17 protein-coding genes and 1 pseudogene are annotated in these 21,787 nt (G+C 74.0%); all 18 read left to right on the top strand.

Annotated features, from left to right (window positions below; all coding sequences use genetic code 11):
• The first annotated feature begins 77 nt into the window (after positions 1 to 77).
• The 18 genes and pseudogenes from AVW11_RS20035 to AVW11_RS19950 all read left to right on the top strand — a co-directional run bounded on the left by AVW11_RS20035 (position 78) and on the right by AVW11_RS19950 (position 21,696).
• Entirely contained in the window at positions 78 to 1,562 is a 1,485-nt protein-coding gene (locus AVW11_RS20035) for an aldehyde dehydrogenase family protein (RefSeq protein WP_076045087.1), read from the top strand.
• 15 nt (positions 1,563 to 1,577) lie between these two features.
• Complete coding sequence (locus AVW11_RS20030; protein ID WP_076045085.1) at positions 1,578 to 3,173, top strand: GMC family oxidoreductase; 1,596 nt, start codon at positions 1,578 to 1,580, stop codon at positions 3,171 to 3,173.
• Positions 3,170 to 4,297: a quaternary amine ABC transporter ATP-binding protein gene (locus AVW11_RS20025; protein WP_079250702.1), complete on the top strand. Its 1,128-nt coding sequence runs from the start codon at positions 3,170 to 3,172 to the stop codon at positions 4,295 to 4,297. Before AVW11_RS20030 ends, AVW11_RS20025 begins: the two co-directional genes overlap by 4 nt.
• A 52-nt stretch (positions 4,298 to 4,349) precedes the next feature.
• On the top strand, positions 4,350 to 6,413 hold the full coding sequence (locus AVW11_RS20020) for an ABC transporter permease (RefSeq protein ID WP_079250701.1): 2,064 nt from the start codon (positions 4,350 to 4,352) through the stop codon (positions 6,411 to 6,413).
• Between the two features lies 1 nt (position 6,414).
• Positions 6,415 to 7,401, top strand: a complete 987-nt coding sequence (locus AVW11_RS20015) for an ABC transporter substrate-binding protein (RefSeq protein WP_076045083.1) — start codon at positions 6,415 to 6,417, stop codon at positions 7,399 to 7,401.
• Positions 7,402 to 7,496: 95 nt separating this feature from the next.
• Positions 7,497 to 7,805, top strand: a complete 309-nt coding sequence (locus AVW11_RS20010; protein ID WP_060180192.1) for a hypothetical protein — start codon at positions 7,497 to 7,499, stop codon at positions 7,803 to 7,805.
• A gap of 197 nt (positions 7,806 to 8,002) precedes the next feature.
• Positions 8,003 to 8,608: a hypothetical protein gene (locus AVW11_RS20005; RefSeq protein WP_076045081.1), complete on the top strand. Its 606-nt coding sequence runs from the start codon at positions 8,003 to 8,005 to the stop codon at positions 8,606 to 8,608.
• Positions 8,609 to 8,734: 126 nt separating this feature from the next.
• Entirely contained in the window at positions 8,735 to 9,457 is a 723-nt protein-coding gene (locus AVW11_RS20000) for a hypothetical protein (protein WP_076045079.1), read from the top strand.
• A gap of 223 nt (positions 9,458 to 9,680) precedes the next feature.
• Positions 9,681 to 10,793, top strand: a pseudogene (locus AVW11_RS19995) (LLM class flavin-dependent oxidoreductase).
• Positions 10,790 to 11,452, top strand: a complete 663-nt coding sequence (locus AVW11_RS19990) for a CE1759 family FMN reductase (RefSeq protein ID WP_060180196.1) — start codon at positions 10,790 to 10,792, stop codon at positions 11,450 to 11,452. The pseudogene AVW11_RS19995 and the gene AVW11_RS19990 overlap by 4 nt, the downstream one beginning before the upstream one ends.
• A 229-nt stretch (positions 11,453 to 11,681) precedes the next feature.
• Positions 11,682 to 13,187 carry an MFS transporter gene (locus tag AVW11_RS19985; RefSeq protein ID WP_076045077.1) on the top strand — a complete coding sequence of 502 codons (1,506 nt, stop codon included), beginning with the start codon at positions 11,682 to 11,684 and terminating at the stop codon, positions 13,185 to 13,187.
• Between the two features lie 114 nt (positions 13,188 to 13,301).
• Positions 13,302 to 13,949, top strand: a complete 648-nt coding sequence (locus tag AVW11_RS19980; RefSeq protein WP_076045075.1) for an ABC transporter permease — start codon at positions 13,302 to 13,304, stop codon at positions 13,947 to 13,949.
• A gap of 153 nt (positions 13,950 to 14,102) precedes the next feature.
• Positions 14,103 to 15,356: a M20 metallopeptidase family protein gene (locus tag AVW11_RS19975; RefSeq protein ID WP_225885056.1), complete on the top strand. Its 1,254-nt coding sequence runs from the start codon at positions 14,103 to 14,105 to the stop codon at positions 15,354 to 15,356.
• Positions 15,357 to 15,515: 159 nt separating this feature from the next.
• Entirely contained in the window at positions 15,516 to 18,077 is a 2,562-nt protein-coding gene (locus AVW11_RS19970) for a molybdopterin-dependent oxidoreductase (RefSeq protein ID WP_060180199.1), read from the top strand.
• Positions 18,074 to 19,063 (top strand): FAD binding domain-containing protein, encoded by a 990-nt coding sequence (locus tag AVW11_RS19965; protein WP_076045073.1) that lies wholly within the window; start codon positions 18,074 to 18,076, stop codon positions 19,061 to 19,063. The genes AVW11_RS19970 and AVW11_RS19965 overlap by 4 nt, the downstream gene beginning before the upstream one ends.
• A gap of 508 nt (positions 19,064 to 19,571) precedes the next feature.
• Entirely contained in the window at positions 19,572 to 20,120 is a 549-nt protein-coding gene (locus AVW11_RS19960; RefSeq protein WP_240528218.1) for a ribosome-inactivating family protein, read from the top strand.
• On the top strand, positions 20,117 to 20,962 hold the full coding sequence (locus AVW11_RS19955) for a hypothetical protein (protein WP_030854114.1): 846 nt from the start codon (positions 20,117 to 20,119) through the stop codon (positions 20,960 to 20,962). The genes AVW11_RS19960 and AVW11_RS19955 overlap by 4 nt, the downstream gene beginning before the upstream one ends.
• Positions 20,959 to 21,696: a class F sortase gene (locus AVW11_RS19950; protein WP_234362352.1), complete on the top strand. Its 738-nt coding sequence runs from the start codon at positions 20,959 to 20,961 to the stop codon at positions 21,694 to 21,696. The genes AVW11_RS19955 and AVW11_RS19950 overlap by 4 nt, the downstream gene beginning before the upstream one ends.
• Positions 21,697 to 21,787: the final 91 nt, after the last annotated feature.

Genomic DNA, 21,787 nt, shown 5'->3' with positions numbered 1-21,787 from the left:
GAGGACCGGGGCAAGCGCGCCCGAGCAGCACCACCGCGGGTAGGCCGCGGTGGCCGCAATCGGAGGTACAGCGCGTCGTGTCCGAGCAGCCGACCATCCACATCGCCGGGACCTGGCGTTCCGCCGTGTCAGGAGCCACCCGAGAGGTACTCGACCCGGCGGACGCCACGGTCCTCGCCGTCGTCGCCGAGGGCGGCACCGCGGACACCGACGCGGCGGTCAGCGCCGCACGCGCGGCCTTCGACGGAGGGGAGTGGCCCCGGACCCCCGTCGCGGAGCGGGCCGCGCTCCTGCGCCGCACCGCCGACCTGCTCCAGCGCGACCGCGAGCGCATCGCACTGCTGGAGAGCCGCGACGCGGGCAAGACCCTGCAAGAGGGCCGCGTCGACGTGGACTGCGTCGCCGACGCCTTCCGCTACTTCGCCGACCTCGTCGCCGGCGAGAGCGCGGGCCGCGTGGTCGACGCCGGCACCTGCGACGTCCACAGCGTCGTCGTCCACGAGCCCGTCGGGGTCTGCGCCCTGATCACCCCGTGGAACTACCCGCTCCTCCAGGCCTCCTGGAAGATCGCCCCCGCCCTCGCCGCGGGCAACACCTTCGTGCTCAAGCCCAGCGAGATCACCCCGCTGTCCACGGCCGCCCTCATCGGCCTGCTGGTGGAGGCCGGCCTGCCGGCCGGCGTGGCGAACCTGGTCACCGGCGCTGGCGACCCCGTCGGCGCGCGCCTCGCCGCCCACCCCGACGTCGACCTCGTCTCCTTCACCGGCGGCCTCACCAGCGGTACGAAGGTGATGCGCGCGGCCGCCGACTCCGTCAAGAAGGTCGCCCTCGAACTCGGCGGCAAGAACCCCAACGTCGTCTTCGCCGACGCCTGCACCACCCGGCCAGGCTTCGACACCGCCGTCGACCAGGCCCTCAACGCGGCCTTCATGCACAGCGGCCAGGTCTGCTCCGCAGGGTCCCGGCTCATCGTCGAGGAGAGCGCCGCCGAGCGCTTCGTCGCCGAACTCGCCCGCCGGGCCGACCGGATCCGCCTCGGCCGCGGCACCGCCCCGGGCGTGGAGTGCGGGCCGCTGGTGTCCGCCGCCCAGCGCGAACGCACCGAGGAGTACGTGGCCTCCGCCCTCGCCGAAGGTGCTGTGCTCCGCTCCGGCGGCGTACGGCCCGACGGACCCGGCTACTTCTACCGGCCGACCGTGCTCGACCGCTGCCACCGGGGGATGCGCGTCGTACGGGAGGAGGTCTTCGGGCCCGTCCTGACCGTCGAGACCTTCCGCACCGAGGCCGAGGCCGTCGCCCTCGCCAACGACACCGAATACGGCCTCGCGGGCGCCGTCTGGACCTCCGACCCGGGCCGCGGCCGCCGCGTGGCGGGCCGGCTGCGCCACGGCACCGTCTGGATCAACGACTTCCACCCCTACCTCCCGCAGGCGGAGTGGGGCGGTTTCGGCAAGTCCGGCACCGGACGCGAACTGGGCCCCTCGGGCCTGGCCGAGTACCGCGAGACCAAGCACGTGTACCACAACCTCGCCCCGCGCCCCGTGCGCTGGTTCGCGGGCTGAAGGAGAAGCACAGCCATGACCACCCCCACGCACACCCCCACCCCCACCCCCACCCCCGCAGGACACGAGCACGGGTACGAGCACGGGTACGAGTACGACTACGTCGTCGTCGGCGGCGGGACCGCCGGCTCCGTGATCGCGTCCCGCCTCACCGAGGACCCGGACGTCACCGTCGCCGTCATCGAGGGCGGCCCCAGCGACGTCGACCGCCCCGACGTCCTCACCCTGCGCCGCTGGATGGGCCTGCTCGGCGGCGAGCTCGACTACGACTACCCCACCACCGAGCAGCCCCGGGGCAACTCGCACATCCGCCACAGCCGCGCCCGCGTCCTCGGCGGCTGCTCCTCGCACAACACGCTGATCGCCTTCAAACCGCTCCCGTCCGACTGGGACGAGTGGGGGCAGGCGGGGGCCGACGGCTGGCACGCCTCCGCCATGGAGCCGTACTTCGACAAGCTCCTCAACAACATCGTCCCGGTGGCCGAGAAGGACCGCAACGCCATCGCACGCGACTTCGTCGACTCCGCGCACAGCGCCCTGGGCGTCCCCCGCATCGAGGGCTTCAACCGCAAGCCCTTCCACGAGGGCGCCGGCTTCTTCGACCTCGCCTACCACCCCGAGGACAACAAGCGCTCCTCCGCGTCGGTCGCCTACCTCCATCCCGTCATGGACGAGCGCCCCAACCTCCGCATCCTGCTGGAGACCTGGGCCTACCGCCTCGAACTCGACGGCACCCGGGCGCGCGGAGTCCGCGTACGCGCCGCCGACGGCACGCGGTCCCTGCTCACCGCACGCCGCGAGGTGCTGGTCTGCGCCGGCGCCGTGGACACCCCGCGGCTCCTGCTGCACTCGGGCATCGGCCCGCGCGCCGACCTGGAAGCCCTCGGCATCCCGCCGGTCCACGACCTGCCCGGGGTGGGGGAGAACCTGCTCGACCACCCCGAGTCGGTGATCGTCTGGGAGACCGACGGCCCGATCCCGGAGAACTCCGCCATGGACAGCGACGCGGGGCTGTTCGTCCGCCGCGACCCCGAATCCGCGGGACCCGACCTGATGTTCCACTTCTACCAGGTCCCCTTCACCGACAACCCCGAGCGCATCGGCTACGAACGCCCCGCCCACGGAGTGTCGATGACCCCCAACATCCCCAAGCCGCGCAGCCGCGGCCGCCTCTACCTGACCAGCGCGGACCCCGAGGTGAAACCGGCCCTGGACTTCCGCTACTTCACGGACGAGGACGACTACGACGGCCGCACCCTCGTCGACGGCATCAAGCTCGCCCGGAAGATCGCCGCGACCGAGCCGCTCGCCGGCTGGCTGGGGCGCGAGGTCTGCCCCGGCCCGGAGATCACCGGCGACGAGGAACTGAGCGCCTACGCCCGCTCCGTCGCCCACACCGTCTACCACCCGGCCGGCACCTGCCGGATGGGGGCCGCCGACGACCCCGGGGCCGTCGTGGGCCCGGACCTCAAGGTCCGCGGCCTCCAGGGCATCCGCATCGCGGACGCCTCCGTCTTCCCGACCATGCCCGCGGTCAACCCGATGATCGCAGTGCTCATGGTCGGCGAGAAGGCAGCCGAACTCCTCGCCCGGGACGGTGGTACCCGATGAACGCCACGAACACCCCGGCCCCCGCCGCACCCGACACCGCGCCCGGCACCGCGCCCGACGGCGGCCCGGCCGCGCCCTCCGTCTTCTCCGTGAACGGCCTCTGGAAGGTCTTCGGCCCCGACAAGGCCGCCGCGAAGCTCCCCGGCTCCGCCGACGCCGGCCTGCCCGCCGCCGAGCTGCGCGAGCGCACCGGCTGCACCGCCGCAGTCCGCGACGTCACCTTCGACGTCCGCAAGGGCGAGGTCTTCGTCGTCATGGGCCTGTCCGGATCCGGCAAGTCCACCCTCGTACGCTGCCTCACCCGGCTCATCGAACCGACCGCCGGAAGCCTGGCCATCGACGGCGAGGACGTCCTGGCCATGGACGCCACCCGGCTGCGCGCCCTGCGCCGCCACCGCGCCGCCATGGTCTTCCAGCACTTCGGCCTGCTCCCGCACCGCACCGTCCTCGACAACGTGGCGTACGGACTGGAGATCCAGGGCGTCGCACGCGGGGACCGCCGCGCCAAGGCCGCCGAACTCGTCGCCAAGGTCGGCCTGGACGGTTTGCAGGACCGGCGCCCCGGCCAGCTCTCCGGCGGCCAGCAGCAGCGCGTCGGCCTGGCCCGCGCCCTCGCGGCCGACCCCGAAGTGCTCCTGTTCGACGAGCCGTTCAGCGCCCTCGACCCCCTCATCCGGCGCGAGATGCAGGAGGAGGTCGCCCGGCTCCACCACGAAGAGGGCCGCACCATGGTCTTCATCACCCACGACCTCGCCGAGGCCCTGAGCCTGGGCGACCGGATCGCGCTGATGCGCGACGGGCGCATCGTCCAGCTCGGCACGCCCGAGGAGATCGTCGGCTCGCCGGCCGACGACTACGTCAGGGACTTCGTCCGCGACGTCCCCCGCGAACAGGTGCTCACCGTCCGCACCGCGATGCGCCCCGCCACCGCCGGCGAGGCCGACCAGGGACCCGCGCTGGCCCCCGCCACCACCGTGGCCGAGGCCATCCAGGCCGTCGCCCGCAGCGGCGGCCCGGCCCGCGTCGTCGACGCAGGCCGCTGCCTGGGCGTCGTGGACGACGCCGGGCTGCTCGCCGTCGTGGCCGGGCTCCCCGCCCCCACGGGACGGGGGGTCGCGGCATGACCTGCCCCGACCGTCCCCGGACCCGAGTCCCCGACCCCGTGAGGTGGTGCGCATGACCGCGACCCCGACCCCCGCACAGGCCGGCTCCCGGGCCGTGGTCCCCGCGCAGACCCGGAAGTCCGCCGCGCGGCCCGCGGGCCCGGCGTCCGCCCGTACCGCGCCCGCCGCGCAGGACCGCCCCCGCAGAGGCCTGCGCGGCCCCGCCGCGGGCCGCGCGTTCCTCCTCCCGACGGGCATCGCCCTCGTCCTGCTGATCCCGCTCGCAGCGGCCTTCCCCGGCGACGGCAGCTGGCCCGCGGCCCTTTCCGTGGACCTCTCCGGCCCGCTCGGCCGCGCAGGCGACTGGATCATCGACCACCGCGACAGCCACCCGCTGTTCCTCCACTTCTTCGGCCACGTCAGCAACGCCGTCGTGGTGGCCGTCCGCGCCGTGTACGTGCTCCTCCTCGCCGCCGGATGGACCGGGGTCACCGCACTGGCCGCCCTGGTCGCCTGCCGCCTCGCCGGCATCCGGCTCGCCCTGACCTGCGCCGCCGCGTTCGCCGCCTGCGGACTGCTCGGCATGTGGGTGCCGACCATGCAGACCCTCGCGCTGATGGTCGTCGCCGTCGCCGCCTCCGTGGTGCTCGGCGCCCTGCTCGGCCTCGCCGCGGGACTCTCCCCGCGCGCCGACCGCCTGCTGCGCCCCGTACTGGACACCATGCAGATCCTGCCGGCCTTCGCCTACCTGCTGCCGATGGTGCTCGTCTTCGGCATCGGCGTGCCCGCCGCCGTCCTCGCCACCGTCGTCTACGCCGCCCCGCCCATGGCCCGCCTCACCGCCCTCGGCCTGCGCGAAGCCGACGCGGGCGTCATGGAGGCCGCCGCCTCGCTCGGCGCCACCGGCCGCCAGCGGCTGCTGACCGCCCGCCTCCCCCTCGCGCGCCCACAGCTCCTGCTCGGCGTCAACCAGGCCATCATGACCGGCCTGTCCATGGCCGTCATCGCCTCCGTGATCGGCGCGGGCGGCCTCGGCGACCGCGTCTACCAGGCCCTCGCCTCCGTCGACGTCGGCGCCGCCCTCGCCGCCGGCATCCCGATCGTGCTGCTCGCCGTCGTCCTGGACCGCACCGCCGACGCCGCGGGCCGCCGGCTCGGCGCCGCACCCGTACCCCTGAGTGAACAGCACCTGCTGCGGCGGGTGTTCGCCGGCTGGTACGGCCGCCTGCTCACCCTCCTCGCAGCGGTGGCCGTCGCCGTCGTCGGCCGCATGGCCGGCACCACCGCATGGCCCGGGTCCTGGACGCTCTCCCTGGCCGAACCGGTGAACTCGGCCGTCGCCTGGATGACCGACCACCTCTACTCCGGCGTACCCGTCATCGGCGGCACCGCCGACTGGGCCGCCCGCTTCACCGGCTGGATCCTCGACCCGCTGCGCGGCGGACTGCAGGCCGCCCCCTGGTGGCTGCTCCTGCTCGCGGCCGGCGCGCTCGCCCTGCTCGCCGGCACCTGGCGCACCGCACTGACCGCGGTCCTCGCCCTCGCCGCCGTCGGGGTGCTCGGTGTGTGGGAAGCCTCCCTGGACACGCTGTCGCAGGTGCTGGCCGCCGTGGCCGTCACCCTCGTCGCCGGCTTCGCGATCGCCGTGGGAGCCGCCCGCAGCGCCCGGGCCGAGCGCCTGCTGCGGCCCGTCCTCGACGTGTGCCAGACCCTGCCCCAGTTCGTCTACCTCATCCCCGTGGTCGCGCTGTTCGGCGTCGGCCGCGCCCCGGCCGCCGCGGCCGCGATCGTGTACGCGCTGCCCGCCGTCGTCCGGATCACCGTCCAGGGCCTGCGCGAGGTGGACCCGGCCGTCGTGGAATCCGCCCGCTCGCTCGGCGCGACCCGCGGGCAGCTGCTGCGCCAGGTCCAGCTGCCGCTTGCCCGGCCCGCGCTGCTGCTGGCCGTCAACCAGGCGGTGGTCCTGGTCCTCGCCGTCGTCATCATCGGCGGCCTCGTCGGCGGCGGCGCGCTCGGCTACGACGTCGTCCTCGGCCTCGCCCAGGGCGACCTCGCCACCGGCCTGGTGGCCGGCGCCGCGATCGTCTGCCTCGGCCTGCTCCTCGACCGTCTCACCCAGCCCGCGAAGGAGGCCTGACATGCGCGACACGAACCACCGGCGCCCGCTGCGCCGCCGCCGCGGTGCGGCCGTCCTGGCCGCCGCCACCGGACTCGCCGTCCTCACCGGATGCGGGGCCGCCGACATGACCCGCCAATCCTCCCCGTACGCGGCCGCGGAAGACGCCAGGACCGTCACCCTCTCCGTCCAGTCGTGGGTCGGCGCCCAGGCGAACACCGCCGTCGCCGCCTACCTCCTCGAACACGAGCTGGGCTACCGCGTCGACACCGTCCAGGTCGACGAGGTGCCCGCCTGGGACGCCCTCAGCCAGGGGCGCGTCGACGCGATCCTGGAGGACTGGGGCCACCCCGAACAGGAGAAGAGGTACGTCGAGGGCAAGAAGACCATCACCCGCGGCGGGGACCTGGGCGTCACGGGCCACATCGGCTGGTTCGTCCCGACGTACTTCGCCGAGGCCCATCCCGACGTCACCGACTGGAAGAACCTCGACAAGTACGCCGACCGGCTGCGCACCCCGGAAAGCCGCGGCAAGGGCCAGCTGCTGGACGGCTCCCCGTCCTACATCACCAACGACAAGGCCCTCGTGAAGAACCTGGACCTGGACTACGAAGTGGTCTTCGCCGGCTCCGAGGCCGCCCAGATCACCCAGATCAAGCAGTTCGCCAAGGAGCGCAAGCCCTTCCTGACGTACTGGTACGAGCCGCAGTGGCTCTTCGAGCGCGTCCCCATGACCGAGGTGAAGCTGCCCGAGTACACCGAGGGCTGCGCGGACGACCCGGAGAAGGTGGCCTGCGCCTACCCGCACACACCCCTGCAGAAGTACCTCAACACGCGCTTCGCACAGTCGGGCGGCGAGGCGGCCGACTTCCTGAAGAAGTTCCACTGGACGAAGGCCCAGCAGAACGAGGTCTCCCTCATGATCGCCGAGGAGAAGCTGTCACCGCAGCAGGCGGCGAAGAAGTGGGTGGAACGCAACGAGGACGTATGGAAGCCCTGGCTGACCTGACACCCGCCCGCCCGGTGCCCTCCCCCCGGGGAGGACACCCGCGCCGGCCGATGACAGGCTGTCCCCCTGAACACCGAGGGGACCGAGGGGGAGCCATGGCAGAAGCCGGCGGATGGATCTGGGAGCGCAACCTGCGGCCCTTTCTCGAACTCCTGTCCCACTACGTCGGCTACGACTTCGACGGCACGGACTGGGAGACGGTGGCCCTGGCGATCGGGGAAACCGACGACGAACAGGCCGACGGCCGGTACACCTACCCCTTGCCCGGCGGAACGTGCCACGCAGAGGTCCGCCTCGCCCGCTGCGTCGGCGGCGACGAGGTCTCCGTGACCGTGCACGGCCCCCTCACCCCCGACCTGCGCCTGCGCGCCGACACGCTGCTGTCGGCCTACGCCATGTGCTGAGCCCAGGTGCTCGGCCCGCTTCCGCGCTGCGCCAACCCGGCATCGTCCCGCGGCACCGGGCCCGTGGACGCCGCCGGGAGGGCCGGGCGCGACGTACGGTCGAGCCGACCGGCCGGGCCTCGCCGCCGGCAGGCGCGCGCGGCCGGCGGGGGGCCGGCCGGCACTCCTCGAAGCCCTGACCGGAACAGGAGCGGCCGTTGCTTCTCTACGCCCAGACCCCCGCACGGCGCAACCGCCAGATCCTCGCCGACCTGATCGCGCTGCTCCTGATCGCCGCCGCGGTGAGGTTCGCCCTGGCCGTCCACGACGCGATCATGATGCTGGCCGAACCGGGACGGAAGGTGGAGAACTCCGGCGACAGCCTGGCCGCCGCCCTCGACGACGCCGGTGAGACGGCCTCACGGGTCCCGCTCGTCGGCGACCTCCTCAAAACGCCGTTCCGGTCCGCGGCGGACGCCGGCAGCGGGCTCGCCGACGCCGGCCAGTCCTTGCAGGACATCGTCGGCCAGGTGGCGTTCCTGGCCGCCCTCGGCCTGATCGTCGTCCCCGTGGCCGTCGTCCTCCTGATCTGGCTCCCCCTCCGGCTGCGCTGGATCCGCCGCAGCGCCACCCTCCTCCGCCTCCGCGACGCTCCCGGGGGCGCCGACCTGCTCGCTCTGCGCGCCCTCACCGGACCGCCGGGCGAACTCGCCGGCGTTCCCGCCCCGCCGGGCGGCCTCGCGGACGCCTGGCGCCGCGGCGACCAGCAGGTCATCTCAACCCTGTCCGAGATCGCCCTCAGGCGAGCAGGCCTGCGGCCCTGACGGCGGTCTGGAAGGATCAAGGGCTACGGTGCCCTTGATCGCTGTCGCCCCGCCCGGCGGGGCGGCCGGGGTCGAGGGTGCGATGCGTGGCACCCACCGCACGATCCGAGTGACGAGGAGGACCTGATGAGCGTGGCCGACGGGGGGCGGCAGTGGCCGGACGAGGTCAGCGTCGAGAACGCCAGGGCGACACTGCTGCAGCTCCTTGCGCGGGCAGGGGTCCCGCACGACGACGCACGGCAACTGATCGGGCTCCTGGAGGCGGGCGCACTGGCTCTCGCGTACGAGGAGCTGAGCGCCGCCCGGAGCATGCCGGGGGAGGCGGGGCCGGCGGAGTCGGCGCAGGACGGCGCGCGAGCCGTCCTGGAGGAGCTCGGCGCCGTCGCCGAACGGACCCTGGTGCGGGCCGTCGGGGCGGAAGGGCAACAGGGGCCGACGGGGGAGCGCCCCCGGGCCAGGCGCATGGAGGTGGAGCGGGCGCGGGTGGCGGTCACCCCCCTGTACCTGTCGTTCACCGCGGCGTCGGAGCTGGATCCCGAGGTGACGGACGAGGTCCTGGCCGCCGTCCTCGGCACGATGACCCCGCGGCAGCGGGCCGGGTACGCAGGGAGGCTGACGGAGTTCACGGCGGACCACCGGGCCCGGCTGGAGCGGATGTTCGCCGGGTTCGGACCGGGCAGCGCGATCACCATGCACGGCCGCTATTCGCTCCTCCACTCCGCCACGAGCATCGCCGTCCTGGAACGGCTCGCCGCCGCCCCGCAGGAACTGCGCGAGGAGTGGGACGCCGTCGAGCTGCCGCCCGCGTGGCTGGACGGGCTCACGACCGCCTGGAACGCCCCGGTCTGACCGCCGCCGGCGCGGCCGACCGCCGCACGATCACCGCGGCCGGGCCACGCCCCGACCGCCGTCGGGCCGTGCCCGGACCGCAGCCGCCCGGACCGCCGCCGGGGCCCGCTTCGCCGCCCGGACCGCCTTGCCGGGCGGCCCCCGCCCCCCTCGGGGAATACCTCCGCCGCACCCCTCGTTTGCCGGTATAGTTGAATCATAAACAATCTTGGGAAGGGGAGCCATGCAGTTCGGGATCTTCACCGTCGGAGACGTCACGGCCGATCCGACGACCGGCCGCACGCCCAGCGAGCACGAGCGCATCAAGGCGATGCTCGCGATCGCGCAGAAGGCCGAGGAGGTCGGCCTCGACGTCTTCGCCACCGGCGAGCACCACAACCCGCCGTTCGTCCCCTCCTCGCCGACGACGATGCTCGGCTACATCGCCGCCCGCACCGAGCACCTGATCCTGTCCACCTCGACGACGCTGATCACCACGAACGACCCCGTGAAGATCGCCGAGGACTTCGCGATGCTCCAGCACGTCGCGGACGGCCGCGTCGACGTGATGCTGGGCCGCGGCAACACCGGACCGGTCTACCCCTGGTTCGGCAAGGACATCCGCGACGGCATCGATCTCGCCATCGAGAACTACGCGCTGCTGCGCCGCCTGTGGGACGAGGACGTCGTCACCTGGAAGGGCAAGTTCCGTACGCCGCTGCAGTCCTTCACCTCCACCCCCCGCCCCCTCGACGGCGTCGCGCCCTTCGTCTGGCACGGCTCCATCCGCTCCCCGGAGATCGCCGAACAGGCCGCGTACTACGGCGACGGCTTCTTCCACAACAACATCTTCTGACCGGCCTCCCACACCCGGCAGATGGTGGACCTCTACCGCCGGCGCTACGCCCACTACGGGCACGGCACCCCCGAGCAGGCCGTCGTCGGTCTCGGCGGCCAGGTGTTCATGCGCAAGAACTCGCAGGATGCGGTGCGCGAGTTCCGGCCGTACTTCGACAACGCGCCGGTGTACGGCCACGGCCCCTCCCTGGAGGAGTTCACCTCCCAGACACCGCTCACCGTCGGATCGCCCCAGGAGGTCATCGAGCGGACCCTGTCCTTCCGGGACTACGTCGGCGACTACCAGCGCCAGCTGTTCCTGATGGACCACGCGGGCCTGCCGCTGAAGACCGTCCTGGAGCAGCTCGACCTGCTCGGCGAGGAGGTCGTACCGGTGCTGCGCAAGGAGTTCGCGAACCTGCGCCCGGCCGGAGTGCCCGACGCCCCGACCCACGCCGCCCGGGTCGCCGCAGCCGCGACCGCGGCTCAGCAGACCCCGAAGGAGGAGGCACAGGCATGAGAATCGTCGTCGTATCGGCGGGACTGAGCTCGCCGTCCTCCACACGGCTGCTCGCCGACCGGCTCGCGGCCGCGACCCTGGAACACGTGGACGCCGAGACCGAAGTCGTCGAGCTGAGGGAGCTGGCCACCGAGATCGCCCAGCACTTCGTCACCGGGTTCCCGCCCGCCCGGCTGGCCGCCGCGCTCGACGCCGTCGCCGCCGCGGACGGCCTCATCGCCGTGACACCGGTGTTCGCCGGCTCGTACAGCGGCCTGTTCAAGTCCTTCTTCGACCTGATCGACAAGGACTCCCTCACCGCCAAACCGGTGCTCCTCGGCGCCACCGGCGGAACCGCACGGCACTCCCTGGTCACCGAGCACGCCCTGCGCCCGCTCTTCACCTACCTGCGCGCGCTGGTCCTGCCGACCGCCGTGTACGCGGCCTCGGAGGACTGGGGACAGGAAGGGCTGGCGCAGCGGATCGCCCGCGCGGGAGCCGAACTGGCACGGTTCACGGCACCCGAAGCGGTCCCCGGTCGCAGCGCGGCCCTCGACCTCGACACCGCCGCCGCGATCGCACCCCGTTCGCCGACCGGGGCGATCACGTCGGTGGACCCGGCCGACGGGTTCGTGACGGTGCCGTTCGAACAACGGCTCGCCGCACTGCGGGTCCCGTAACCGCCGCGGCGGCCCTGCGGCGCCCACGGCCCGACGCCGCGGGCCCCCGACCGGAGCTGCCCGGGCACGAACGGGGCTCGGCCGGGGCACGAACGGGGCTCGGCCGGAGCAGGAACGGGGCTCGGCCGGGGCTCGGTCGGGGCGAGTGCACAGGTGCGGACAGCAGTGGACAGTCGACGTCCCCGCCGGGCATGGAAAGTGGACACCGCCCGGCGTGAGTCTGTCCGCCATGAACCTTGGACGTACGAAGGGCACCCCGGCCGGCCCACCCCGCCCGGGCCCCGCACTCGCGGCGCTGGCCGCGGCCCAGTTCACCGTCATGCTGGCCACCTCGATCGTCAACGTGGCCCTGCCGCAGATCCGCGTCGGCGTGGGACTGTCGGACGGCGGTACCACCTGGGTGGTCAACGCCTACGGCCTGGCGTTCGGGGCGCTGCTCCTCTCCGGGGGCCGGGCGGCCGACCTCCTCGGCCGCCGCCGGGTACTGATCGCCGGCCTCGCCGTGTTCGCGGGATCCTCGCTCGCGGCCGGACTCGCCTCCTCCCCGGGCGTGATGATCACCGCCCGGGCCGTGCAGGGCCTCGGCGCCGCGGTCATCGCCCCGGCCGCGCTCGCCCTGGCGATGGACCTGTTCCCGCCCGGACCCGCTCGGGGGAGAGCACTGGGGGTGTGGGGAGCGGTGTCCGGCGCGGGCGGCGCGGTCGGCGTCCTGCTGGGCGGCGTACTCACCCAGGCGTGGGGCTGGCCCGGGGTCTTCCACATCACCGCCGTCGCAGCGGTGCTGGTCCTGGCCGCCGTGGCGGCGCTCGTCCCGCGGGCCGCCGGCCGCGGGACCGGCACGTTCGACCTGCTGGGGACCGCTGCCGTCACGCTCGCCCTGACCTGCCTGGTCTGGGCACTGACCAGCGCACGGGCGCTCGGCTGGACGCATCCGGCGGTGCTCGGCGCCCTCCTCGGCGCCGCAGCCCTCCTCGTCGTCTTCGCCGTCGTCGAACGCCGCCGGACGGACGCCCTGATACCACGGCGGCTGTTCGCCACCGGGCAGGTCGCCGCGGGCAACCTGCTGATGGCACTGCTCGGTTCCGTGTGGATCGCACTCTTCTTCTTCCTGCCGCTCTACCAGCAACAGGTCCTCGGAATGAGCCCGCTGACCACCGGCGCGGGCCAACTCCCCCTCGCCGTCGCCAACATGGTCGGCGCCGTCGCGGCACCCCGGATCTCCCGCCGCGTCGGCGCGACCGCGACCGTGGTGGCGGCCCTGCTCACCGAGGCCGCCGGCATGCTGTGGCTGTCACGGATGACCGCCGAGGGGACCTACCTCGTCGACGTCCTCGGCCCGAGCGTCCTGGTCGGCCTCGGCCTCAGCGTCGCCTTCGTCCAGCTCACCGCCCTCGCCGTGGACGGCGTCCCGCGACAGGACACCGGGCTGGCCGGGGGACTGGTGAACACCACCCGGCAGGTCGGCGGTGCGATCGGCCTCGCCGCCCTCGCCACCCTGGCCGGCTCCGTCACCGCCCGTGCGGCCGGCCACCAACCGCACCTCGAAGCCCTCACCGCCGGCTACCGGACCGCCTTCGCGGTCTGCGCCGCGATCCTCGCGGCCTCCGCACTCCTCGCCCTGCCGCTCACCCGCCGGGGTCGGCGCGCCCCCTGCCCGCTGCTGACGTCCCGCACGCCCGTGACCGCGGCACCTCATGCACAGGGCGAGGCACCGCAGCACGCCCCCGCCCCCTGACCGAGCGTCCGAACCACCGCGCAGCGCCGACGCGACGCCCGTCCGGCCCCCCGCCGACGCGCTGCCCGCCCCCACCCTGCCCACCATCCACCCCTCACCCCGGAGACCCACACCGTGACCGGTACCGCAACCCTCCCGCCGACCGACGACGACAACGACACCGGCGCCGACACCGGCGCCCCCGCCACCCGCCGATCACGCGAGGTCGACAACCGTGGGGCCTACGCAGGCTTCGCGCTCGCCCACCTGCTGGGCCACGGCGCCGCCGCCGCCTCCCACGGCGACACGCCCCTGCTCGGCCTGCCCGAGTGGCTTCCCACGGCGCTGCTCGGCGCCGGGCTCGTGACCGGCATCGTCCTGGCCACCAGAGCCGCGCTGCGGGCCCAACGCGGCGCTCCCGCGCCGGAAGTCCTCTCCGGCAAGCTGCTCGGCACCGCCTGGATCGCCGCCTTCACCGCTCTGGCCCTCGCCATCACCGGCCTGACCTCCGTCCTCGACGCGCCGGAACTCCAGTCCGTCCTGTGGCCCGCAGGATCCGGCATCGTCGTCGGCCTGCTCTACCTCGCCGAAGGAGCCGTACGCCGCAACGTGCTGCACTACGGCCTCGGCGTCTGGCTCGCCCTGGCCTCCGCCGCCGCGCTCTTCCTCGAAGCCCCCGGCCCCTCCTGGTCGCTCGCGGCCGCGGGCGGCGGCGCCTACGCCCTGGCCACGGTCCTCGAAGCCCGCCGCCTCCGCTCCCTCGAAGGCCCCGCGCACACCTGACCCCCAGGACACCGCGAGGGCCCCGCGCCGACCCGGGGCCCTCGTACGCGGTGTACGCCTGCGGCGCGCCGGAGGCGGTGCACCGGCGTGGCGGCCCCGGGGCGCGGCACCATGGCAGGCGCCCCGTATGCCCGTTCTCGTGAAGGAGGCGCCGTGCACGTGGCTTCGCCGGCCGGCGACGGTACGACGCCGGAAGTGTTCGGAGGGCTGCTCGCCGATGCCCGCGCCGCCCTGCCCGGCATGGTGGCGCTGCGCCGCAGCATCCACCGCCACCCCGAAACCGGCGCCCACCTGCCCCGCACACAGCAGAGCGTCCTGGCGGCGCTGGACGGGCTGGGCCTGGACCTGGCCACCGGCTCGCGCCTGAGTTCCGTCACCGCACGCCTCGAAGGAGCCCGGCCCGGCCCGACGGTCCTGCTGCGCGCCGACATGGACGCGCTGCCCATGGACGAGGAGACCGGCCTCGACTTCGCCTCCTCGGTACCGGGCGCCATGCACGCCTGCGGACACGACACGCACACCGCCATGCTCGTCGGAGCCGCCCGGCTGCTCGCGGCCCGCCGCCACCTGCTCGCGGGCCGCGTCGTCTTCATGTTCCAGCCCGCGGAGGAGTCCGGCGGCGGCGCCCGCCACATGATCGACGACGGGGTGCTGGAGACCCCCGACGGCAGCGGCGTCACCGCCGCCTTCGCCCTGCACGTCACCACCCGCTTCCCGACCGGGACCCTCCACCTGCGGCCCGGACCCACCTTCGCCGCGTCCGACGGGCTGCACGTGGCCGTACGCGGCCGCGGCGGACACGCCTCGGCACCGCACCGGGCCCTCGACCCCGTCCCGGTGGCCTGCGAGATCGTCCAGGCCCTGCAGACCATGGTCACGCGCACCGTCGACGTCTTCGACCCGGCCGTGGTCACCGTCGCCTCGATCCACGCCGGCACCACCGGCAACGTGATCCCCGGGACCGCCGAGATCCACGGCACCTTCCGCACCCTCACCCCGGCCGCACGGCAGCAGGTGCGCGACGGCATCACCCGTGTCGCGCAGCACGTCGCCGCCGCCCACGGAGCACACGCCGACGTCACGCTGACCGAGGGCTATCCGCCCGTCGTCAACGACCCCGCCCGCACGGCGGCCCTCCACGACGCCGCGGCCCTGCTCCTCGGACCGGGCCGCGTCCACCTGCTGCCCGACCCGTTCATGGGCGCCGAGGACTTCTCCTACGTCCTCCAGCAGGTGCCGGGCGCCATGGCCTTCCTCGGAGCCTGCCCGCCGGGAAGCGCACCGGAGGCGGCCCCCGACTGCCACTGCGACCGCGTCGTCTTCGACGAGGACGCCATGGCCACCGGAGCCGCCGTCCACGCGGCCGCGGCCCTGCGCGCCGGGACCCTCCCCGAACCGTCCCCCTGACCCCCGGCCGACGAGCACCGGCGGGCCGCCGCACGGCGTCCTGCGCACGCGAACGGGCGAGCGCCGCACTGCGCCCGCCCCGGGGGCGGGATATCAAGGAGCGTGACGGGGAGCGTGAGGCTCCGGCGGTCACCACCCCACGGCAGAGGAGTGCGTCTCGTGGAGTTCGAGGTCAATGGCACCCGGCGAACGGTCGACGTGGACGGCGACCCGGCCGCCGTGGAGGTGCTGCGCGACCGCCTGGGACTGACCGGCACCAAGCTGGTGTGCGCGGCCGGCGTCTGCGGGGCCTGCACGATCCAGGTCGACGGCGAGCCCCGGGTGTCCTGCCTGACCCCGGCGGCCCGGCTGGCCGGCCGGAGCGTGACGACGGCGGAGGGCCTCTCGGGCCACCCCGTGGCCCGCGCCTTCGCCGCCGAGGACGCCCTCCAGTGCGGCTACTGCACCCCCGGCTTCGTCGTCGAGGCGGCCGCCTTCGTCGAGCGGTGGCGCGCCGAGCACGGCACCACCCCGCCGGGGCGCCGAGAGATCGCCGAAGCCCTGGCGGGCCACCTGTGCCGCTGCGGCGCCTACGAGGGCATCTTCCGGGCGGTGGCCGCGGCCTGCGCAGGCGACCACGACAGGGCCCCGACCGGCAGACAGGCGGCGACCCCGCGCACCGAAGCCCCCGAGAAGACCGACGGATCGGCCCGCTACACCACCGATCTGCACCCCGACGGCCTGCTGGAAGGCGTGATCATCCGCTCTCCGCACGCCCACGCGCACGTACGGTCCATCGAGGCCGGCGACGTGCCGCTGGCGCTGCTGCTGCCGCCCGACGGCGTCGTCCGGTACGTCGGACAACCGGTCGCCGCCGTCGCGGCACCGGACCGGGCCGCCGCGCGGGCGGCCGCCGCCCGCGTCGTCGTGGACTACGAGGTGCTGCCGGCGGCCCTCGACGTGCACCGGGCCCGGGCCGGCGAGGGCCCGCTCGTCTACGAGGACAAGGCGGCGCGCAAGCGGGCGCCCGGGTCGGGCGAGACCACCCAGCTGGTCCCCGCCCGCTGGCGCGGCAACCTGCGCGGTCCGTCCGGCATGAGCAAACGCCCCGCCGCTGCCGTACGCCGCATCCGGCAAGCGCTGGCGCAGAACCCTGAGAGGGTCGTGGAAGGCGTGTTCACCACCGCCGCCCAGACCCACACCCCGCTCGAACCCCACGCGTGCCTCGCCCACTGGGCCGAAGGCACCCTCCACATCCAGGTGTCCACGCAGTCGGTGAAACGCGTGGCCGAACTCGCCGCCGAGCGCTTCGACGTCCCCGTGGAACGGGTGGTGGCACGGGCCGTCCACGTGGGCGGCGGCTTCGGCTGCAAGATGGGCCTGACCTCCGACGTCGTCGCCGCGGTCGAACTGGCCCGGCTGCACGGCGCCCCCGTACGCGTCGTCCTGGACCGGGACGAAGAGCTCACCGACGGCGGATACCGGCCCGGCACCCGCATCCGGCTGGCGATGGCCGCGGACGCCTCCGGCGACCTGAGCGCCCTGGCCATGGACGCGGACAGCGACGGCGGGGTCTCGGTGGGCGGCTCCGTCGCGGCCCTGGCCCGGTTCATGTACGGCAAGGCCCCCCGCCGGCTCCGCGACTTCGACACCGTCACCCACCGGCCCCCGGGCGCCCCGTTCCGCGGCCCGGGCGGCCCCACCCTGTGCTGGGCCCTGGAACAGGCCGTCGACGAGATGGCGCACCGGCTCGGCCAGGACCCGATCGACCTGCGCCGCCGATGGGACGGGAACCCCAAACGGCACGCCCTCTACGACTGGGCCGCCACGCTTCCGGCCTGGACGGGCCGCCGCGCCGGCACCGGGCGGTACCGCCGCGGCGTCGGCGTCGCCGCCGCCAACTGGTTGTACTTCCTCGACCCCGTCACCGAGGTCGAGCTCACCGTCGAGGACGGGGTCGTCGTCGCCCGCTGCGCGGTCCAGGACATGGGCACGGGCTCGCGGACCGTGCTGCGCCGGGCCGTCGCCGCCGCCCTCGGCCTGCCGGAGACGAGGGTGCGCGCCGACATCGGCCACAGCGACACCGTCCACGGCCCCACCTCCGGCGGCAGCCGCACCACCCCCTCCCTGGTGCCCGCCGCCGCGGACGCCGCCGCCCGGCTGCGCGAAGCCCTCGGCGGCCCCGGCGTGGCCGCCCGGCTGGACGCGGCGCACGGCCTGCGGGTCACCGGCCGGCGCCCCCGCGACCGCCGCGGCTACGTCACCCCCTTCACCCTGGGCGGTATCGCCGTCGGCCGCGGCTTCACCGGGTCGGTGCAGGTCGCCGAGGTCGAGGTGGACACGCGGCTCGGCCGGATCCGCCCGCTGCGCGTGTGGAGCGGCATCGCCGCGGGCCGTATCCACGAGGACCGGCTCGCCCGCAGCCAGTGCGAGGGCGCCGTCGTCCAGGGCATCGGCTACGCCCTGTACGAGGAACGGCGCGTCGACCCGGCCACCGGCCGGGTGCTGACCGAGAACCTGGAGGACTACCGCATCCCCGGCATCGGCGACACCCCGGAGATCACCGTCCACTTCCACCAGGAGGGCTTCGAGCACGTCCCCGGCGGCGGTGTCGGCCTCGGCGAGATCGCCACCCTGCCCACCGCGGCGTGCCTGGCCAACGCCGTTCACGACGCGACCGGCTGGCGCCCGTACGACCTGCCCATCCGCCCCGACCGGCTCCTGGAAGGACTGGGTACGTGACCCCCGAACCCGATCGCACCGATCCCACCGACCTCACCGGCCTCGCGGACGCCGTTCGGGCGCGTGGCGGGGAACTGCGCGCCGGCGGCACCGACACCGGCGCACGGCAGCGCAGCGGCGTCTCCGCCGGGCCCTTCACCGACATCCACGGTGCCGCCGGCCTCCACGGGACCGCCGCGCTGCCCGACGGCGGGCTGCGGATCGGCGCCCTGACCACCCTCGCCGAGCTGGCCGCCGATCCGCAGGTGCGCGCGGGCTGGCCGGCCCTCGCGGCGTCGGCCGGGACCGCGGCCACCCCGCAGATCCGTGCGGCGGGCACGCTGGGCGGCAACCTGCTCCAGCGCAACCGCTGTTGGTACTTCCGCAACCCGCACGTCAGCTGCCTCCAGAAGGGGGGCGCCGGCTGCCCCGCACGCGAGGGGGACCACCACTTCGGCGTGGTCGGCGGAGCGGGCCGCTGCATCATCCCGCACCCGTCCACCTTGGCGATGGCCCTGCTCACCTACGACGCCCGGGTCGAGATCCACGACGAAGAGCCGCGCAGCGTCGCCGACCTGTACGGCGACGGGGACCTGCTCCACCGGGCCGACCACCTGCTGCCGCCGTACCGCATCCTCACCGCGGTCCGGCTGCCGGCACCCCTTCCCGGCGAACGCGCCGCCTGCCACCGGGCCACCAGCCGGGCCCACGCCGAGTGGCCCCTGGTCGAGGCCACCGCCCGGCTCGCGTTCGACGGGGCCACCGTCACGCACGCAGCCGTCGCGGCGGGCGGGGTGGCGCGCGTACCACTGCGGCTGCCGGAGGTGGAGGCCGCGCTGATCGGCCGTGAGGGCACCCCCGAAGCCCTCGCCGCGGCGGCGGCCACCGTAGTGGCCCGCTGCCGTCCGCTGCCGCAGACCGGCTACAAGACCACCCTGTTCCGCGACACCGTCCTGGAGGTCCTCGAACAGGCGGCCGGTGCCACGGCCGCCGCCCAGGAGCACTGATCACATCCCGCACGCCGGGACCACGCGCTGATTTTTTGGCATCAGAGGCCAACTATTCGCCCGGCCGCCGCCAGGACGACTACAAAGGTCGAGACCGAACCGAAACCGAAACCGAATCCGGCGACGGGGACCACGTCACCCGGGCGGCGATCGGAATATGTCGAAGGCGGTGTATGCGCGTGCGTGAGTACAGCAAGGTCGAACCGAATCCGTTCAGATTACTGAAGAGGAGTCCGGGTTCCGGCTCCTCCACCTGATGCAGGCGGCCATGCTGAAACCCGTGTCGTTTTCCTCGGCGTACGCATCGGTGGACGAGTATCGGCTCCTGACGTCGACCATCAGGTCGAGAGCCGCAGATGCTCACGGTATTTTCAGCATGGCCGGCCCGGGGGGCGGGGGTGAATCCGAGGGCGCATCCGAGGATGAATCCGAGAGTGAATCCACCGGTGCATCCACCGGTTCATCCGGGGATGAACCCCACCTCCCCCTCCGCATTCAACTCCGAGGCGTGTTCATCGAGCTCCACATGGAGCTCCGCCGGTACGGCGCAGGCCCTCGCATCATCGGATTCCGCAACACCTTCGAGAACGGGCAGGCCCCGCCGGAGGCGTACGTGCGCCACGTGCGGGACGCTGCAGCCCCATCGGGCATCCGCCGAACGCAGGAACTGCCGTTCGGCGGCCACCGAACGGACCTGGAAAGGGCCGCGGGCGTGCGGCGTTCGGGGATCCTCCTGGGACGCCGCCCCCTGGGCGACGCGGTCATGCGGCTGCACCGCAACCGTGATCCGAAATCCACCGCGCACGGAATGCTCGTGCTCTCGGTGATGCTCTGCGAGGCCGCCCGATTCCCCGCCCTGGGCGACGCGATGTCACGTATCTGGATGACCGGGGGCAGGCTGCCGGACGCGCTGGGCGCCGGAAACTCATCAAAAAGACACCCATCCAAAGGCGTTGGGGCGCCGAAGAAGGAGCGAGGCCCTCACCGGGGGCTCGTTTCCACCCCGTACGATCTGCGATTCCCGTCCTGGGGATCCACGGAACAGGAGCGAATGTGATAGTCAAGCGCGCCGGTCGCCACGTGGTTCTCGCCGCCGTACCCACCGCAGTGTTCCTGACCCTCGGTCTTTCGGGACCAGCTCTCGCGGAGGGCGGAAAGGCGTACCAGATCGACCTGGCGCAGCTGAACAAGTCGGGTTCCCGCGGCACGGTGATGCTCAGCCTCAACGGCAACCAGCTGACCGTGCAGATCGAATCCGAGGGCATGGTGCCCGGACAACCGTCGGCCCAGCACCTGCACGGTTCGACGAAGGGGCACGACTTCAAGTGCCCCGACGCGACGGACGACACCAACCGCGACGGGATCCTCAGCAACACCGAAGCCACGCACGACTACGGCGACATCAACATCTCCCTGACCACGACGGGGGACACCACCCCCGCCAGCGGCCTCGCCGTGGAGCGCATGCCCAAGGCCGACAACCAGGGCAAGCTCTCCTACAAGCGGACCATGACCGTCGGCCAGGACGTGGTCGAGCACATCAAGGACCTGCACGTCGTACAGCACGGCATCGACCGGAACAAGAACCGCAAGTACGACTTCGAGGGTGCCGGCAAGAGCGAGCTCGACCCGAAGCTGCCCCAGGAGGCCACGGCCCCGACCAACTGCGGAGAGGTCAAGGGCGCGGCCGTCGGGTCCCTCCCGGTCGGAGCCATCGAGACGGGCGGCGGCTCCCCGGAGAGCACACAGAGCGCGTCGGTGCCGGTGACGGTCCGCGACGGTGTCGCGATCACCGTCCTCGCGGTGGCGGCCGGTGCCGTGGCCCTCTCCCGGAAGCGGGCCTCCGCCGTCCCCGTCGCCGTCCGCGCCGGCCGGGAGACCACCGGGGGCGGCGCGTGAAGCGGATTCCCGCGCCGGTCCCGCGCCCGTCCACCGCGCCGCCTCGTCGCCGCAGGGCACGCCCCCTGGCGGCCGCGGTCCTCGGCGCCCTCCTCCTGGCGGGATGCGGAGGCCAGAACGCCGAGAAGCCGCCCGCCCCGCAGGGGCAGGCCGGGCAGGCGGGGGCACCGGACGCCGCCGCCCCCGGCGCGCCGGCTCCCGCGGGCGGGGGCGCCCCGGCACCCGTGGACGCGGCGCAGAACGGTACGGGTGGCGGCGCGGGCAAGGCCGGGCCCGCCCTGGCCCGGTCGGAGCCGCAGAAGATCGCGATCCCCTCGCTGGGCCTGACCAGCACGCTGGAAACGCTGCGGCAGAACGCCGACGGCACCATGCAGACCCCGAAGGACCCCGCGCTCGCGGGCTGGTACGAGCCGGGGCCGACACCCGGCTCCCAGGGACCGGCCGTGATCGCAGGGCACGTGACGTGGAACGGAGCATCAGCCGTGTTCGAGAAGCTGAAGACGATGAAGGGCGGTGACACCATCAAGGTGACGCGCAAGGACGGCAAGACGGTCACGTTCACGGTGGACCGGGTCGGTGAGTACCCGAAGGCCGAGTTCCCCACGCTGGAGGTCTACAAGAACCTCGACCACGCGGGCCTGCGCCTGGTCACCTGCGGCGGGGACTTCGACCCGAAGAAGCACTACTACGACAGCAACGTGGTCGTGTTCGCCCGCATGACGGACGCCGCGTAGCCGGCACGGCAGGGCGAGGCAGCGCACGGCAGCGCACGGCAGGGCCGAGAAGACGTCCGCCGGCCGCAGACACCCCACTGCGGCCGGCGGG

Source organism: Streptomyces amritsarensis (assembly GCF_001953875.1).
In the GTDB taxonomy this organism is placed as follows: Bacteria; Actinomycetota; Actinomycetes; order Streptomycetales; family Streptomycetaceae; genus Streptomyces; species Streptomyces amritsarensis.
This window is presented reverse-complemented; position numbering and strand designations above follow the sequence as displayed.

Excerpts from the sequence above, each read along its gene's own strand:
- AVW11_RS20020 (WP_079250701.1), top strand. The coding sequence starts at position 4,350 with ATGACCGCGACCCCGACCCCCGCACAGGCCGGCTCCCGGGCCGTGGTC.
- AVW11_RS20025 (WP_079250702.1), top strand. The coding sequence starts at position 3,170 with ATGAACGCCACGAACACCCCGGCCCCCGCCGCACCCGACACCGCGCCC.
- AVW11_RS19990 (WP_060180196.1), top strand. The coding sequence starts at position 10,790 with ATGAGAATCGTCGTCGTATCGGCGGGACTGAGCTCGCCGTCCTCCACA.
- AVW11_RS20030 (WP_076045085.1), top strand. The coding sequence starts at position 1,578 with ATGACCACCCCCACGCACACCCCCACCCCCACCCCCACCCCCGCAGGA.
- AVW11_RS20015 (WP_076045083.1), top strand. The coding sequence starts at position 6,415 with ATGCGCGACACGAACCACCGGCGCCCGCTGCGCCGCCGCCGCGGTGCG.
- AVW11_RS20010 (WP_060180192.1), top strand. The coding sequence starts at position 7,497 with ATGGCAGAAGCCGGCGGATGGATCTGGGAGCGCAACCTGCGGCCCTTT.
- AVW11_RS20000 (WP_076045079.1), top strand. The coding sequence starts at position 8,735 with ATGAGCGTGGCCGACGGGGGGCGGCAGTGGCCGGACGAGGTCAGCGTC.
- AVW11_RS19985 (WP_076045077.1), top strand. The coding sequence starts at position 11,682 with ATGAACCTTGGACGTACGAAGGGCACCCCGGCCGGCCCACCCCGCCCG.